Raw genomic sequence first — 16,472 nt, forward strand, 5'->3', positions numbered from 1 at the left:
ATGCGTCCTTTCCGTAATACAAGGGTTAGACTTGGAACAAATGATTACGCCAGCTCTACTTCAATTAGATGGCGCTTATCGGTTGATAGAGCGTTCAGTTCTGTACGTGGGATGATAACCCCTTCTACACTGCGCTGCAACGCCACAGGGTTACCATTCAGTGTAACTCCCTGGATCTGATACTCTCCATATGCAGAACGATTAGCGGAAGTGTAGACGACCTCCAGTTCACGCCCTGCGAAAATAGTCTTAATTCTTGCCTGCCCATTGTGGTCGAACTGCTCTTGTACCAGTTTAGGCTGAAGCAACAAGTCGCCCAGCTTTCCTTTGATACCGAACACTTCTGTCACCATAGTCAGCAGCAGCCAGCTGGCCGAACCGGTCAAATACGTGTACATACCGCGGCCCTGCTCATTGATATACTCCGGAATTCCCGGATACATCCGGCTGGTGGCAAAGTCAGCACTAAGCTGATACAAGGAATCCAGCACTTTCCGGCCTTCCTTAACATATCCGCGTTTATAGAGTGCATTACCATACATAATCGTCATATGGCTGAACATTGCACCGTTTTCTTTATGTCCGAAGGCAAAACCAAAGGCACGGCCCAGGTTCTGCTGAATGCCGCCAAAACGGGAATTCAACCGGTAGCCGATTTTGTCATCCAACAGATTTTTCTCAACAGCGTTAATAATACTCGGAATCTGCTCAGGTGCAGCAGCATGGCCGAGAAGCGGGAACACCTGACCGGTCAGCGTCATGCGGACGCCGCCAGGGAATTCTCCCTCTACGCGTTCACCGTCATTATTGTAATAACCGTTGAACCAGCCGCCGCCGTCTTCGGTTTGTACCCATTCATTGCTGCGCAGGTGATCGAAGATCCAATTAGCCTTACGCTCCAGATCTGCTACTACCTTGTCAATATCCAGTGCCACCCGCACACCACTAACTTTATTCGGCGCTGCCGCATAGTAGCGCTCGAGCTGTTCGTGCTTGCCGGATACCGAGGTGTAGTCCACACCTTCGCCAAGAGAATCGAGCAGCAACGTCATCTCTTCCGCCAGTTCGACGGTCGACAGACCCTTGCGCTCCTTCAGGTCGCGCAGCAGGCGGGCAATATCAAGCAGGTTGCTAGCATAGAAGGATGTGAAGGTCACACTCTCTCCACGGTCTGCCCCCATATCCAGTCCGTCATTCCAATCGGCGCCTTCAAGCAGAATGTTGTTGTGCTCTCCGACGTTGAAGAATGGAACCAGGTTTTGCAGGAGAATATGTTCCAGAATGGTACCGGTATAGACTTCGCCGGAGGTCGTTCTTAGCGAGCTACCTGTCTCGGCATCCCATGAAGTATCGCGTTTCTGGGCACGATTCATGAAGACGTCGCGGAAGTAGATTTGCTCCTGCAGCAAGAAATCAAGATCTCCGCTCTGATCCAGATACAGCATGGTAGTCAGGAACGGCCAAGCCCCGTGGTCCATCCATACCCGCGGAATGTTGTTGCGGTCAGCGATGAATTCGCCAGGCTGCGAGCCAATAATCGTCGCATTACTGCCGTCAATCCGCACACCGGCATAGTTGTTCAAGAGCAGGCTCCGTACTTCTTCCGGCTCCATGATAAGCAGGGCGAGGCAGTCTTGCCAGAGGTCACGCCAGCCGCGTCCCCCTCTGCCATAATCGTGATATGGCAGGAAGGAGTTTCCGTAAAGTCTTCTCAGCACCGGTTGAAGGGTTACCCATTTCATCCACTGATCGACATCATGTTCACCAGTGTGGAATTCAACGGTGTTCACCTTGTCGTTCCAGAACGATTTATTCTCTTCCAGTTTAGCATCAAAGGCTGCAGCTGTACCGTATTTCTGCATCAGCACAGGAATATTGATCCGCTCGCCTTCAATCGCCAGCACAATAATGTAAGAATGGCTTTCGCCTGGATTCAAGACCGTCTCCGCAAACCGAAGTCCACCCAGCGCCTCATACCCTTCCAGCTCGGCTTCAGCGTAGGTGGCTGGCTTGCTGTTCAGCACTACAGCCTCCGGCCAGTCCAGGCTTCCACCTTCACCAATAAATTCTTCCTGCACAGGGAAGAATCCAACTGGACCGCTTCCGTTCTCTTCTGCTCCGAATACCCCATACGAGGTGTGATTTACACGGTGACCGCGTTCATCGAAGGAGAGTGCCGGTTGTACTTCAATGCCGAACGGGGAGGTATAGACCCGGTTCAGCAGCGATGTCACATGACGGTGATCGCGCAAGTCATCCGCAGACCGGGCATACAGCGGAATAGCCGCTGTCGATGTCAATGTGATTTTCTCAATTCCTGTATTCGTTAGAACGACCTTCGTCAACTCTACCTTATCTTCACCGCATGGCACAAAACTGGTAATCTCGGCAGAAATGCCGAATTCTTTATTGCTACGGGTTACCCGGTGATAGAGAAGGCCAGCCTCGAGCTCAGACTCGTCAGCGTTGTCCTTATAGAAAGCTGCGTTTTGTTTGGCAGAGTTTCCTGCTGCCGACCACGCCCCTTTACCTTCTACGTATACCCAGAAGTTACGCGAAGCCCGCGAATTATGCAAATCCTCAACCGACAAAGGCGGTGTCAGAAACGTATTATGTCCTGAAGTAGCCTGGCCGTGAAGCTTAGGCGTGATCGAAGACATCATGCCACCCTCATTTACTAAAGGAAAATATAAAAAACTGCTGCGATCTGGCTGTGGAAGATTGAACTCCCCATTGTTTCCTATAAATTTCCAGCCTTTGATTTCATTGCGCTCCACTAATATCCATCCTCTCATTTGTATTGCTGTTTACGCTTTAACCGCACCTGCCAGTGCACCATCGACAATGTATTTCTGGATGAAAGTGTACAGAATGATCAGCGGAGTAGATACGATCATAATACCGCAGGCCAGCATCGGCCAGTTATTGCCGTATTGGCCACGGAATTCCTTCAACCCGAAGGTGATCGGATAATTATCCGGGCTAGGCAGATACATGACCGGGCCGACAAAGTCATTCCAGATGCCGATGGCTGTCAAAATGACGCCGGTGGCAATCACAGGTCTCATCAATGGCATAATAATCTGGAACAGATAGCGGTTATAGCCACAGCCGTCCATCCCTGCTGCTTCGTCAAGTTCACGGCTAATGGATTTGATATAGCCAGTGAACATCATAAAGACGATGCCTGTTCCGCTTGTTTTTAACAGGATATAACCCAGTTTTGTATCATAACCTACAAATCCGAGTTCCTGCTTCATGGCGAGCATCAGTTTGAACTGAGCTACCATTGGATTGGGCAGAAACTGCGAGAGCAGGAAGAACATATAAATAAAGCCACTCCACTTCACATATCCCCGTGCCACCGGAAAAGCGCCGAAGAGCGACACGATGAGTGTCAATACCGTGGCAACCCCCGTATACAGCAGGCTATTGAGGAAATAGTTAGAGAAATTCCCCTGTACCCAGGCATCCTTGTAATTGTTCCACTGAATATTAGAAACAATTCCCATAGGGTCCAGTAGATACTCCGTGAAGGACTTGAATGAAACGTTAAAGACGAAGAGTAGCGGTATGATGTACAGCACGAGAAGTATCGCTACAACGACGTAAGAAAGAGTTTTGGCGGATCTGGAGTCTTTCATCTAGTATTCCACCTCTCTCTTGCGCATTTGTTTTACAGCGATCACAACAAAGACAAGAATGATCAGGAACTGTACAACAGAAAGCGCAGAAGGCAGACCCATCTCCAGACTGCCACGGAAGGTCTCTTTGTAGACATCATAAGCCATCGTTCTGGTATTGAAGCGTCCGTCTGTTGTGGCCAGAATAATATCAAAGGTGGACATGGCACCGATGATCGACAGGAGCATATTGACCGTAAAGGAAGGAGCGATCAGCGGAAACGTAATGTTTTTGAACGATTGCCATCTACTTGTACCGTCGATATATCCTGCCTCGTACAGATCCTTCGGTACGGATTGCAGTCCGGCCAGAAAGATCAGCATGGAATAGCCCATGTACATCCAGATTTGTACAAATATAATGTAGCCGAAGGCATGGGTGAAGCTTCCAAAGAACATATCTTTATAACCGAACAACGCATTGTATAGATAGTTCACAGGACCGCTGAGCGGATCAAACATCATGCTCCATACTAGCGCCACTACCGCAACACCAAGAACTACCGGTAGAAAAAATACCGCACGATAGAAATAATCACCCTTTAGCTTCTGATTAATGATCACAGCCACCAATAGCGCAAGTCCGTTCTGCACAACCGTAACAATCACCATGAAATAAAGAGTTCGTATAATGGAGTCCACGCGTTCGCCTGAATTGCCAGAGAAGAATACATCATAGTAATTCTGCAGACCAACAAACTTCAATTCACTACCAGGCACATTCTTTATATTTGTAAACGAATAAATGACCGTCATCACTGAGGGTCCGAAATAGAAAATAACATACAACGCCAATGGCACCAGCAAAAATAGAAAGGGCACATAGCGCTTTATACCTTTACCGAAGGGATACATTCGCTCACCTGCCTAATTTTGATTCAAAATAAAGGATCGGGGCCTGCACAGGACAGACCCCGAAGCTGCACAGTATGTTTAATTCTTGAACCTTTAGCAGTTTATTTAGGCGCAGCCGCTTCCCATTCTTTCTGTTGCACATCGGCGAGTTCTTTGGCCGTCTTGAATTCGCCGCCCGGAGCCAGGTATTCTGTGTGTACGCCTTCAGCAGCAAGGTGCTCGCCGACATTCACACGGTTGATCATCAGAATTTCGTAAGCCAGTTCAAAGTCTCCGCGCAGGTATGGCGAAAGCTCTTTATCGATGAACTCGCTCTCGGTTTGAATATTGTCTTGTGTTGGCAGGAAGCCGGCCGCTTTCACATACGCTGTGTAGTTATCCGGCTCAGAGAAGAACTCCAGCCATTTCAGCGCGCCCTCTTTGTTCGGGCCTTTCTCTGCGGCATACCAGGTTACATCGTATTTTCCAACAAGAGAATTGTTCTTCGCTGCATCTTCAGTAGCAGGGATCGGGAAGTACCCAAATTTCAAATCCGGATTAGCAGTTGCAATAGTTGGTGCATCCCAGGTTCCGTCGGCAATCATCGCTACTTTACCTGTAGCAAAGAAGGACGGTGCTGTTGCATAGTCGATACCCATAAATCCATCAATGATGTATTTATCCTGAAGCGTCTTCATCTTATCCAGAACCTCTACAGATTCTGCATCATTGTAAGCCGTTTCTCCCTTCCATACACCCTCGATCCATTTGTTCTGGTCACCGCCGCCAAGAATTTTCGCTTGCAGACCGAAGACTGGCAGTTTCAATGGCCATACGTCTTTACCAGCCACTACGATTGGCGTAATGTTCTTATCTTTCAAGGTATCCAGCACTTTGATGAACTCCGTCCAGGTCGTTGGAACGGAAAGCCCGTTTTGCTCGAAGATTTCTTTATTGTAGAAGAATCCTGACATCGCGACTTTACCGGTTGGCAGGGCATATACTTTTCCGTTATAAGTACCCGCCTTGGCAATATCGTTGGCATTGTAGTTCTTCACGAAAGCTTGGTCGGATAGATCCGCAATCAGACCGGAATCGATCCACTGCTGCCAATCTGGCACTTTCGCACCCGGTGTCCAATCCTTTGGAGACAGTCTCATCCCGGACAGGTCGGCAAGAACGTCAACATCACCAGCGGTAATTCTTGCTCTTTGCGCCTGTTTAAACTCGTCATCAGGCCCGGTAGTGGTGTACTCCACCTTGTATTCAGGATATTTCTCTTCAAATTTCTTGTTGATTTCTTGAATAGCTTTGTTAATGTTCTCTTGCTTCCAATGCAGGATCTTAACAACCTTCTTCTCACCGGATGCAGATTTTCCCGTTGCCGCATTCGATGGAGCGTTTGTAGCTTCCCCACTTGCACCATTGCCGTTATTTCCGCCTCCGCATGCTGATAATCCCAGCAAAAGAACAGAACTTAGCAAGACTGCAGAAAGCTTCTTTACCATTTTGTTACCCCCCAGAATAAATTGTTCTAACATTACGAAACACATGTCCAGAAAATATCTGATGTTTCGAACAATAGAAGCCAAATCCAGAAAGCGGTTTCGTAATTTTTATTATTACATCGTTGTTTATTTTTGTAAAGCGTTTTTTAAACCCCTGGCTAATTCCTCAAAAAAACCTTGTAAAACAAGGATTCCCCCTCAATCCCCCCTGTAACAGCCTGTTCAAGCATTGACTACCTTTCGTTTAAAATATAAAATAAAATCCGAAACTATTTCGTAAATATGCATTCAATTCATTGAAAAATACAGAAACATATAAAATTCCCGCCTATCACGTTGTTATTTAGAATAAGGAGGTCTTTTAATGACCTATAACATTAAGGATATTGCTAAACTTGCAGGCGTTTCGGTATCGACAGTTTCTAAAATCATCAATAATTACAGTGACATTTCTGCTAGTACACGCGACAAGGTGCTACAGATTATCCAAGAAACTGGCTACGCTCCTCCCATTTCATCCAAACCACGCTCAACCAAATCTTCACATTTGATCGGCGTTATTTTTGCCGGGATGCTGAATATCGATTTCACCCCTCCATTTTTCGTAGAGGTTCTAAACGCCTTTAAAAAGCAAATGGGTCTGCTGGGTTATGATCTTATCTTTTTCTCCAATGAAAAGTTTACAAACGGGGGTATCAATGATTATCTGGCCCGGTGCTGGCATTACAACGTCGATGGATGTGTGCTGCTCTCCGGAGAAGAGCTAGAGAATTCCATCACAAAACTGGATCACAGTTCGATTCCTTGCATCGGTGTCGATATGAAGCTGTTCGGGTCTAGCTCCGGCTACATCATGTCCGATAATTTCAAGATGTCCGCTAAAGTCGTTGAGCATTTCTATTTGCAAGGCTACCGTGAACTCGGTTATCTCGGGAGTAATCAGGAGTCAGAGATATCAAATATGCGTGAGAGCGGCTACCGCAAAGCTATTGAAGATCTGGGAATGTCAATCAACGAGGACTGGTTTTTGAACGGGGATAACTTTTTTGAATCCAGCGGATATGAAGCTATGACGCGAATGATCGCTAACGGCAACCTGCCCCGGGCGATCTTCGCTGCCTCCGACCAGATCGCCATCGGCGCAATGCGCGCACTCAAGGAAGCCGAGATTTCGGTACCTGATACAGTCGCCATTATCGGCTGTGATGACATCGAGGCTTGCAAGTACACGACACCCTCTCTAAGCACAGTCCGCCAGAATAAAAATAAACTTGGGCGGCTCGCCGCCTTGATGCTTTATGACCTTATTAACAATCAGTCGAGCACCAGTTCCTTTCTTGTTGAGCCTGAACTTATCATTAGAGAGTCCTGTGGCGCCTCTAAGCCGTCATGTGGCCTATCACTACCGAAGACTACCACTGCACCGCTGTAAAGCTCCAAGGAGCTCTGAGAGGCCCTCAGCATATTAATTGACAGAAAAGCCGCTAAAAAGCCCCCGGGAGGTGTCCCGGGGGCTTTGCAGGTTGAACATTTATTAGATTAGCAACGGATTAGCAATCGAAGTACAGGGAGTACTCATGTGGATGAACACGGATATTCACTGCTTGAGCCTCAGAACGCTTCAGACCAATATAGTTATCGATGAAGTCTTTGGAGAATACGCCGCCTTCTGTCAAGAACTCATAGTCTGCTTCCAAAGCATCAAGCGCTTCGCCTAGGCTTCCTGGAACACTGCGGATCTTCTCTTTGTCTGCATCTTCCAGTTCATAGATGTTCTTGTCAAGTGGACCATAACCCAATTCTTGCGGGTTGATCTTCTTCTTGATTCCATCCAGACCTGCCATCAGCATTGCGGAGAAGGCCAGGTAAGGGTTCGCTGTGGAATCCGGTGTACGGAACTCGATGCGACAGCCCTTAGGTGTCACAGCAGCTACCGGGATACGAACTGCAGCGGAACGGTTACCTTTGGAGAATACCAGGTTAACCGGAGCTTCGTAGCCAGGAACCAGACGTTTGAAAGAGTTAGTGCTCGGGTTAGTCAAAGCGATCAGCGCCGGAGCATGGTACAGAATACCTCCGATGTAGTTCAGCGCCATTTCACTCAGGTTAGCATATCCGCCTTTTTCATAGAACAAAGGAGAATCGCCGTCAAAGATGGATTGGTGCACGTGCATACCGCTACCGTTATCACCGAACAATGGTTTTGGCATGAAGGTTGCTACTTTGCCGTATTGACGAGCTGTGTTATGCACGATGTATTTATAAGTCAAAAGGTTGTCGGCTGTTTTCTTCAAGGTGTCAAATCGGAAGTTAATTTCCGCTTGACCTGCAGTTGCTACTTCATGGTGATGACGCTCGATGCGCAGTCCTGCTTCTTCCAAGATACGGCACATTTCGCTACGGAGATCTTGTTGGGTATCAACTGGTGCTACAGGTACATAGCCGCCTTTTACACCAACTTTGAAGCCGAGGTTACCGCCTTCTTCCTTGCGTCCAGTGTTCCAAGCTGCCTCTTCGGAATCCACGAAGAAGGAAGAGCTGTTCATACCACTCTCATAGCGAACATCGTCAAAAATAAAGAATTCAGATTCCGGTGCAAAGAATGCTGCCGTACCTACACCGCTCTTTTGCAAGAACTCTTCTGCTTTAACTGCGATACCACGCGGGTCACGCTCATAACGTTCGCCATCAGGAGTGAAAATGTCGCACATGATGTTAAGCGTCGGGTGTGCCGTAAAAGGATCGATATATGTCGCTTCAGTGTCTGGCATCATAACCATGTCAGATTCTTCAATTCCGCGGAAGCCGGCAATGGAAGAACCGTCAAAAGCTACACCATTCACAAAAGTTTCTTCTTCTACTTCAGAAGCAGGCAACGAAATATGATGCGCACGTCCACCCAAATCTACAAACCGGAAATCCACCCACTCAATGTTGTTCTCTTTGATAGTTTGCAACACTTTTTCAACCGACATGATATTTTCCTCCCCAAGTTTCCGAACATTAAGCCGCTCACAGTATGCAAATGTTCTTGTTTTATATTTTTTTTGCTGTCGTCATTATAAATCTCATACCTAACATCGTCAATGCTTATGTCAGGTATTTCTTGATTCCATGTAAGATTTTCTAACGCTTTAGTGAAAATGGTAAAAAAGGTCCGTCCAGCCACACATCTTGTCCGGTCCAAAATCAAATAGCCCGCTTATCCCAGTAATGACGCGGGATAAGCGGGCTATTTGAACAGCAGATATGAGCAAAAATTACACAGTTACTACAGGTTCAGGGCCTTGAGAGAACTTACGTCCAACCAGCGGAGCGAGCTTCTCAAGATCTCTAAGCAGGTTGTCGAACTGATCCGGGAACAGTGATTGTACACCATCGCCAGTCATGGAATTGTCCGGATCGGTGTGCATTTCGATAATAAGGCCGTTGGCGCCTGCAGCGACGGACGCCTTGGACATTGGCTCCACCAGTTCACGACGTCCGGTGCCATGGCTAGGATCAGAGATGACCGGTAGATGGCTCAGACTTTGCAGAACCGGGATCGCCGAGAGGTCTAGTGTATTGCGGGTGTACGTCTCAAATGTACGAATACCACGCTCGCACAGCATAACATCACGGTTACCGCCTGCCAGGATGTATTCTGCTGCATTCAGCAGTTCGTCATAGGTCGCACTGAAACCACGTTTGAGCAGCACAGGACGCCCACAGGTGCCCAGCTTGCGCAGCAAATCGAAGTTTTGCATATTACGTGTACCTACCTGTAGAATATCTGCGTGCTCCGCACAAATATCTACGTATTCCGGAGTCATAACTTCGGTAATCGTCAACAGACCATGACGTCTGCCGGCTTCTGCCATCATCGTCAAGCCTTCTACACCCACGCCCTGGAAGCTGTATGGTCCTGTACGTGGCTTAAATGCACCGCCGCGGAGCACTTGAGCACCAGAGGCCTTCACTAGGCGGGCAATCTCATCGATTTGTTCCGGGGATTCAACAGCGCAAGGTCCGCCCATGATGACGAGGTTCTCGCCACCAATTTTGACACCGCGAATATCAATGATTGTATCTTCCGGGTGGAAGTCACGGCTCGCCAGTTTGTAGGATTTAGAGATTTTAACGACATTCTCTACCCCTTTCATCTGCCGCAGATGCTCAGCCAGCTTAGGTGTAACACCTCCAATCAGACCAATGACGGTACGGTCAGCACCGCGGGAGAGGTGGACCTGCAGCCCCTCTTTTTCAATAACTCTGATAATATCCTGCACCTGTTCTTCCGGAGTTTGGTTCGATGTAATGACGATCATAATTAATCTTCCTTTCCACATTTAACGTAATTTATTAGTCAGTGTTTGTGCACTTCGTTCCACTATGACGCTTTTAAGCTTTTTAGCTTTTTAGCTTTTATGCTTTTAATCACTAAAGCAATTCTAGCGGAAAATACCCATTTCGTCAACCCGCCGTGGCCCATTTTCACAAAACAGCCCGATTTGAAAACGCTCAAATTTCCAGACTCTAAAGCCTGAAAAAGGATTCAGCAAATTACGAAATGGAAGCGAAAGGAATATTATCATTACATCTGTAAGTGTGGTTGAGAAAAGTTCTATCCCATAACAAAAAAGCGCACACGCCGAAATCCGGTGTAATACGCTCTCTTAATCCATCCTATAAGTTCAATGTCAGGAGATTAGTTCGTGCTCGCTGTCTTGTTCTTGACCGGCGGCAGCAGCTTCGCCATATTCACAGTACGCTTAATCTCCCAGGTTGCCGGAACCTCAGGATCATACTGCTCCAAATAATTGATGACTTCCTTCGTAATCGGGGTTGGTGTAGAAGCGCCTGAAGTTACCCCTACCTTCTTAACACCCTGCAGCCATTCCGTCTTAAGCTCGGAGACGTCCGAGATTCGGTGGGCGGGTACACCAGCAATTTCTTCCGACACTTGTGCCAGACGATTGGAGTTGTTGCTGCGCGGATCGCCCACGACAATGACAAGATCAGTCTGTCCCGCTTGCTCTGCCACAGCCTCCTGCCGCACCTGGGTAGCCATACAGATCTCGTTATGGACCTCGGCGCCGGGATACGTCTCCAGCAGTTTTTTCATAATATGCTTGATATCCCATTGACTCATTGTGGTCTGATTCGTAATCACAATTCGTGAGGAAGAAACCGAGAGATTCATGATCTCCTCTTCCTTCTCGATCAGGTGCACATGCTCCGGCGCAATACCGACCGCACCCTCAGGCTCAGGATGACCCTTCTTGCCGATATAAATGACTTCATATCCTTCTTCAACCTTTTCCCGAATCAGGTCATGCGTCTTCGTCACATCGGGACAGGTAGCGTCTACAGTAGTCAGGCCTTTGGCCCGGGCCACCCGGCGTACCTCTGGCGACACTCCATGCGCAGTGAAAATTACTGTACCGCTGTCGATCTTGTCCAGAATATCCAGACGATTAGTACCATCGAGGGTAATAATTCCGTCGTCCTCAAACGAGTTGGTAACGTGACTGTTATGCACAATCATGCCCAGTATATAAATCGGCCGGGGCAAATCGAGATTTTGCGCGGCCTGCCGTGCCATAACCATAGCATCGACCACACCGTAGCAATAGCCCCGGGGCGATATTTTGATGACTTCCATGACTTCACCAGCTTTCTGCTGTCGTTGACTGCTGTAATAGTTCTCCTAAATTATACCCTATTCCAGCGGCGGAGCAAAGAGAAGGGGCAACCAGATCACGAACGTGGTGCCTTCTCCCTGTCGGGTGACAACTTCAACCGAGCCGTCATGCTCGTCAATAATCCATTTGGCGATGGAGAGACCGAGGCCAATTCCTTCCGTGATCCCCCGCGATTCGTCTGCACGGTAGAAGCGATCGAATATATGCGGGATCTCATCTTTATCCATACCAATACCCGTATCACTGATCCGAATACCTACCTGGTTCTGATAGAAAACAGTATCAAACACTACCTCACCAGATGGTGTGTATTTGAAGGCATTGTCGATGAAAATAAACAGCATTTGCTGCAAATAGTCCTTGTTGCCGACAATGTATTTGCCATTCAAGTGCGACATAGACCCTGGTCGCCATTCCGCCTGATGCGGCAAGAATGACGCACGTCGCGCTACTTCCATCATCATCGGCTCCAGCGCAACCGGTTCCTTGTCAAACGTTCGCCCGGTATCGGCACGGGCCAGAGAGAGCATATCGGCCACAAGACGGCTCATCCGCTTGGATTCATCCGCAATGTCCTTCACCGACTCAAGAGACAGCTGGCGGATGGCGGCATCGTCCAGTGCAGGATTCCCTCCTGGTTCCATCTCCCAGACCTTCTGCAGCAGATCAATATTCCCCCGAATCGTCGTCAGCGGAGTTCTGAGTTCATGGGAAGCATCTGAGACGAAGCGCCGCTGCGCGGCATAAGAATCTTCCAGCTCTGTATAAAAACCCTCCATCCGCCCCAGCATGCTATTTACGGTCTGAACCAATCTGCCGATTTCGTCCGGAGGACCGTCATATTCGATGCGGGAACTGAGATCTGTTCCGGTCTGAATGCCGTTCGCTGCCTCGATTACCTTGCCGATGGGTCTCATAGCCTTGCGGGCCAGGAACAGACCAAAGGTAAACGCTGCCACCAAGGTCGCAAAGGAACCGGCGACCAGAATGTTTTTCAACCTTTCCATCATCCGGTCTTCCTGGTTGGTTGGCGTGGCTACTTGCAAAACAGCCAATGGGGCACTGCCAGGCATCGGGGTCAAGGGCGTCTGATACATGATGAAATGATAGCCTGCAAGCGTCACCTGCTTGAAGCCTTTTTCCTGCATAATGTTGTTCTTATCGGGAACATCGAATTTCAGCCCCAGGCTCATCATATTATCCGACTGCTGAATAGCTCCACTGTCATAGATACTTATCTGCACCAACATATTGGCTTCCTCGAGGCGTGTTGCCTGAGAAGGAATCACATTGACGTTGAGCAAGGAGCCGTCGATTCCCCAACGCGGCAGAAGCTGCAGCTGTTCTACCTGCTTTTCAACACGGTCCTTCAAATCACCGTAAGTATTTATATACACAAAAGCATAAATCGCGGCTGATAGTCCCAGCAGCATTATAGCCAAAATCCCCGAATACCAAGCAGTCAGCCGCAGCTTAATAGACATGCTAATTGTCACCTCTTAGAATGTAGCCGGCTCCCCGGATAGTCTGGATCAATCGTTTGCCGCCGTGTTCCTCTGTCTTCTGGCGCAGCATGGCGATATATACTTCAAGCACATTTGATTCTCCGCTGTAGTCGTAGCCCCAAATCTTGTCCATAATGAGATCGCGCGATAGCACCCGTTTGGGATTCTGCATGAATAGATGCAACAGCTCGAATTCCTTGGCGGTCAGTTCCAGCCGCTTGCCATCACGCGTAACCTCCCGAGAGTCCACATCAAGGGTAATATCCTCATAAGCCACCGCCTGATCACTGCCACCACCCTGCTCGCTCTTACGCCTTAACAACGCACGGACACGGGCCAGCAATTCCTCTAATGCAAACGGCTTCACCAAATAATCGTCCGCGCCTAGATCCAGGCCTTTGACCCGGTGCTCAATCTCATCCTTGGCGGTGAGCATCAGAACGGGCACATTGCTGCCGCCTTCCCGCAGCCTCCGGCAGACTTCAAAGCCATCCACCTGTGGCATCATGACATCAAGAATGACCACATCGGGATCATTTGCTATTACCGCACGCAAGCCGTCTGCGCCATTCGCAGCCGTCTTGACATCGTAGCCTTCAAAAGCCAGGCCACGCCTCAGCATAGAGATAATTTTCTCATCGTCATCAATAATTAGAATATTCGGTCGCATCCAAACAGCCCCCATTGTCCAGTTCTATATATAAATATTGTACCAGCGAATCGGAAAAATGACATCTTTGTACATTAAAGACGGAAGGGCGAACCCTTCCGTCTGATTGTATCGTGCCTCTGTTATTGCCGTTGTTTCTGTGTAGTATCAAAATCGTTCTTATTGCCAATCGTAACATCAAGGTTCAGTTGCTTACCGTCACGGACAACGTTGAGTGTAATCTTGTCACCCACCTTGAGGGATTGGATATAAGTGATCAGATCCTGATTGGTCGCATATTTCTTGCCGCCTACTCCGGTAATAATGTCGTAAGGACGAAGGTCTGCGTTATAAGCGGGAGATCTGAAGACAATATCTGCAACCACAGATCCTTCTTTAATATCAGTTCCCATTTGTTTGGCCACTTCATCAGTAATCGTCATGAGAGTTGCACCAATGAACGGAACGGGCTCTTTTGGAATCGCTTGGTTCGCTTCCAGCTTGTCAACAACATTCTTGATTGTATTCACAGCAATCGCGAAACCAATACCTTGTGAATCGGTACTTACAGCTACGTTCATACCGATGACTTCACCGTTCACATTGAGCAACGGACCGCCAGAGTTACCTGGATTGATAGACGCATCTGTTTGGAGCAGGTTTTTATAGTTTCTTGTGCCACTGCCGTCTTCTTCATTGATATCAATGCTGCGGCCTTTGGCGCTCAGCACGCCTGCAGTAACGGTATGGTCGAACCCTTGCGGGTTACCAATCGCTACGACTTCCGAACCGACCTTCAGCGAATCGGAATCGCCCAGCGCTACTACAGGGAAATTGTTGTTGCCTTCAATCTTCAGTACAGCCAGATCCAGATCTTTGCTGGAGCCGAGCAGTTTGGCTTCGTAAGGTTTGGTGTTACCATCTACTGTCACCTGAATGACATCTGCACCATTGATTACGTGCTGGTTGGTCAGGATATATCCAGCCTTATCGTAGATGAAACCTGTACCAATCCCGTATGGAACCAGTTGAGAGGAAGAACCCTTGTCAGATGGAGCTTGCTGATCCGGTTCTGACTGGGAAGAACCACCGCCACCGAACTGATCTCCGAAAAAGAATTGCGAGAACGGATCATTGTTGTTCGGGCTGCTTTGTCCTCTGCCGCGCGAGCTTTGGTTCACGAGCGTCTCAATCTTGACGACTGCCGGTCCTACATGATCCACCACGCCTGAAACATCGCCTTTTCCAGTAACCAGGGACGCCGTTGTCGTCGAAGGCTTCGCCATGGCGCTTTCGCTCGGCGCTGAGGCAGATACATTTGATCCGCTTCCGTTACTTGAGCTCGCTGCATCTGGTGTGAACCAGTTGCCGCGGTCCGCCATGTACATCGATCCTGAAAGGACGATCATTCCGGCGAGAAAAGAAACCAGCACTGTTTTAAACGAGCTTTTCGGCTTGCGATTGTATTGCCATCCGTTACCGCCGCCGTCACCGTTTCCACCATTGTTACCCTTGCCTCCACCGTTTCCCTCATAACCTGTAGGGCGGATCGTCGGGCTGTAAGAAAGTGATTTTACGGGCTGAGGAGGTGTAATTTCCACCCGCTCCGGTTCCCGCCGGTTGTAGTGTTCTACATCGCTGTCGTTGTCCAGTTCTTCTTTATTCAAGGATTTAAAAGGTCCGTAAGAGTAATAGTATGATGAGCTTGTTTCGGAGGACTGGTTGCTATCGCTACCGTTGTTCCATTCCCGATCAGATTCAGGTTCGTTATCACGGTTAAATCTGTTTTTGTTCTCGTCCATGTTTCTTTCCTCCCGTGCCCTGCCTATCGTGTGGCAAGGTTTAATTTGTTTTCATGGTCTTATTTTGTACTTTAAACCTTAAGGTCACATTAAAAACAATTTAAGCGCAGATAAAAGATAGGCGCAGGCGGATAGAAATGAAAAGATAGAGAGTAGAGGGCGGAGATTACTTGTGTAATTCTAGATGGGATCGCTTAGTGGGGATCATAATCACGTGGGCTGGGATTGCCGGCGGAATCATATCACGTGGGCTGGGATTGCCAGCGGGATTATATCACGTGGGCTGGGATTGCCGGCGGGATCATTTCACGTGGGCTGGGATTGCCAGCGGGATCGTATCACGTGGGCTGGGATCGCGGGCGGGACTTTGTCGAACTAGTGCTGAATCAGTATTAATAAGTATCGCTGAACCTTTAAAAGTTCATACCTACTACAAAAAGGCACTATAAATTGGATCATACCTCCAACTTATAGTGCCCTTCTATTTTTATGACCGACTTGGAGAATATATAGAACGCATTAAAATAACAAACAAAGCCTATAAGTTACTCCGAAGAGTAATTAATGGCATTTTTGTACCTTAAATAGTCTGCAGATGGGTGATAGATGGGAATTAAGTGCAATATTGTACACTAAATCTTCCATAATAACCCTTTGAGGGTGCTTTTTTCGAAATTAAGATACAAAAATGCCTCTATTTATATTATTTGTCTATATTAAGGAAAAATAAGGTGCAAAAATGCTCTTAGTTGGGAAGATAGCGCCATTTTCACTGTTAATAAGACTTGTGCAGAGGATAGGAGATCT

General features: G+C 48.0%; 12 protein-coding genes. 2 read left to right on the plus strand and 10 right to left on the minus strand.

The window, feature by feature from the left end:
* Positions 1–44: 44 nt before the first annotated feature.
* The 4 genes from AC3Y23_RS21115 to AC3Y23_RS21130 form a co-directional block, all read right to left on the minus strand.
* Entirely contained in the window at positions 45–2,795 is a 2,751-nt protein-coding gene (locus AC3Y23_RS21115; RefSeq protein WP_379202685.1) for a GH36-type glycosyl hydrolase domain-containing protein, read from the minus strand.
* Between the two features lie 12 nt (positions 2,796–2,807).
* The gene (locus tag AC3Y23_RS21120; protein ID WP_379202687.1) at positions 2,808–3,644 is read right to left on the minus strand and encodes a carbohydrate ABC transporter permease; all 837 of its coding nucleotides are present in this window, start codon (positions 3,642–3,644) and stop codon (positions 2,808–2,810) included.
* The gene (locus AC3Y23_RS21125; RefSeq protein ID WP_379202689.1) at positions 3,645–4,538 is read right to left on the minus strand and encodes a carbohydrate ABC transporter permease; all 894 of its coding nucleotides are present in this window, start codon (positions 4,536–4,538) and stop codon (positions 3,645–3,647) included. It abuts the gene before it with no gap.
* 101 nt (positions 4,539–4,639) lie between these two features.
* A complete protein-coding gene (locus AC3Y23_RS21130; RefSeq protein ID WP_379202691.1) occupies positions 4,640–6,025 on the minus strand; it encodes an ABC transporter substrate-binding protein in 1,386 nt (461 codons plus the stop codon).
* A 364-nt stretch (positions 6,026–6,389) separates the two neighbouring features.
* On the opposite strand from AC3Y23_RS21130, the gene AC3Y23_RS21135 reads away from it, so the two are divergent.
* Positions 6,390–7,457: a LacI family DNA-binding transcriptional regulator gene (locus AC3Y23_RS21135; protein WP_379202693.1), complete on the plus strand. Its 1,068-nt coding sequence runs from the start codon at positions 6,390–6,392 to the stop codon at positions 7,455–7,457.
* Between the two features lie 118 nt (positions 7,458–7,575).
* Here AC3Y23_RS21135 and glnA read toward each other — a convergent pair whose 3' ends face one another.
* From glnA to AC3Y23_RS21165, 6 genes are all read right to left on the minus strand, one after another.
* The gene (glnA, locus tag AC3Y23_RS21140) at positions 7,576–9,000 is read right to left on the minus strand and encodes a type I glutamate--ammonia ligase (RefSeq protein ID WP_379202695.1); all 1,425 of its coding nucleotides are present in this window, start codon (positions 8,998–9,000) and stop codon (positions 7,576–7,578) included.
* 285 nt (positions 9,001–9,285) lie between these two features.
* Positions 9,286–10,332, minus strand: a complete 1,047-nt coding sequence (gene aroF / locus AC3Y23_RS21145) for a 3-deoxy-7-phosphoheptulonate synthase (protein ID WP_379202697.1) — start codon at positions 10,330–10,332, stop codon at positions 9,286–9,288.
* 380 nt (positions 10,333–10,712) lie between these two features.
* The gene (locus AC3Y23_RS21150; protein ID WP_379202699.1) at positions 10,713–11,669 is read right to left on the minus strand and encodes a 4-hydroxy-3-methylbut-2-enyl diphosphate reductase; all 957 of its coding nucleotides are present in this window, start codon (positions 11,667–11,669) and stop codon (positions 10,713–10,715) included.
* Between the two features lie 57 nt (positions 11,670–11,726).
* Positions 11,727–13,193 carry a sensor histidine kinase gene (locus AC3Y23_RS21155; RefSeq protein WP_379202701.1) on the minus strand — a complete coding sequence of 489 codons (1,467 nt, stop codon included), beginning with the start codon at positions 13,191–13,193 and terminating at the stop codon, positions 11,727–11,729.
* Position 13,194: 1 nt separating this feature from the next.
* Positions 13,195–13,884 (minus strand): response regulator transcription factor, encoded by a 690-nt coding sequence (locus AC3Y23_RS21160; protein ID WP_379202703.1) that lies wholly within the window; start codon positions 13,882–13,884, stop codon positions 13,195–13,197.
* 122 nt (positions 13,885–14,006) lie between these two features.
* Positions 14,007–15,665, minus strand: coding sequence for a S1C family serine protease (locus tag AC3Y23_RS21165; RefSeq protein WP_379202705.1), 1,659 nt, complete (start codon positions 15,663–15,665; stop codon positions 14,007–14,009).
* A gap of 225 nt (positions 15,666–15,890) precedes the next feature.
* Between AC3Y23_RS21165 and AC3Y23_RS21170 the strand changes: the two genes are divergently transcribed.
* Complete coding sequence (locus AC3Y23_RS21170) at positions 15,891–16,061, plus strand: hypothetical protein (RefSeq protein WP_379202707.1); 171 nt, start codon at positions 15,891–15,893, stop codon at positions 16,059–16,061.
* Positions 16,062–16,472 lie beyond the last annotated feature (411 nt).

The sequence above is a fragment of the Paenibacillus sp. MAHUQ-45 genome (assembly GCF_058133325.1).

Excerpts from the sequence above, each read along its gene's own strand:
- AC3Y23_RS21115 (WP_379202685.1), bottom strand. The coding sequence starts at position 2,795 with ATGAGAGGATGGATATTAGTGGAGCGCAATGAAATCAAAGGCTGGAAA.
- AC3Y23_RS21120 (WP_379202687.1), bottom strand. The coding sequence starts at position 3,644 with ATGAAAGACTCCAGATCCGCCAAAACTCTTTCTTACGTCGTTGTAGCG.
- AC3Y23_RS21125 (WP_379202689.1), bottom strand. The coding sequence starts at position 4,538 with ATGTATCCCTTCGGTAAAGGTATAAAGCGCTATGTGCCCTTTCTATTT.
- AC3Y23_RS21130 (WP_379202691.1), bottom strand. The coding sequence starts at position 6,025 with ATGGTAAAGAAGCTTTCTGCAGTCTTGCTAAGTTCTGTTCTTTTGCTG.
- AC3Y23_RS21135 (WP_379202693.1), top strand. The coding sequence starts at position 6,390 with ATGACCTATAACATTAAGGATATTGCTAAACTTGCAGGCGTTTCGGTA.
- glnA (WP_379202695.1), bottom strand. The coding sequence starts at position 9,000 with ATGTCGGTTGAAAAAGTGTTGCAAACTATCAAAGAGAACAACATTGAG.
- aroF (WP_379202697.1), bottom strand. The coding sequence starts at position 10,332 with ATGATCGTCATTACATCGAACCAAACTCCGGAAGAACAGGTGCAGGAT.
- AC3Y23_RS21150 (WP_379202699.1), bottom strand. The coding sequence starts at position 11,669 with ATGGAAGTCATCAAAATATCGCCCCGGGGCTATTGCTACGGTGTGGTC.
- AC3Y23_RS21155 (WP_379202701.1), bottom strand. The coding sequence starts at position 13,193 with ATGTCTATTAAGCTGCGGCTGACTGCTTGGTATTCGGGGATTTTGGCT.
- AC3Y23_RS21160 (WP_379202703.1), bottom strand. The coding sequence starts at position 13,884 with ATGCGACCGAATATTCTAATTATTGATGACGATGAGAAAATTATCTCT.
- AC3Y23_RS21165 (WP_379202705.1), bottom strand. The coding sequence starts at position 15,665 with ATGGACGAGAACAAAAACAGATTTAACCGTGATAACGAACCTGAATCT.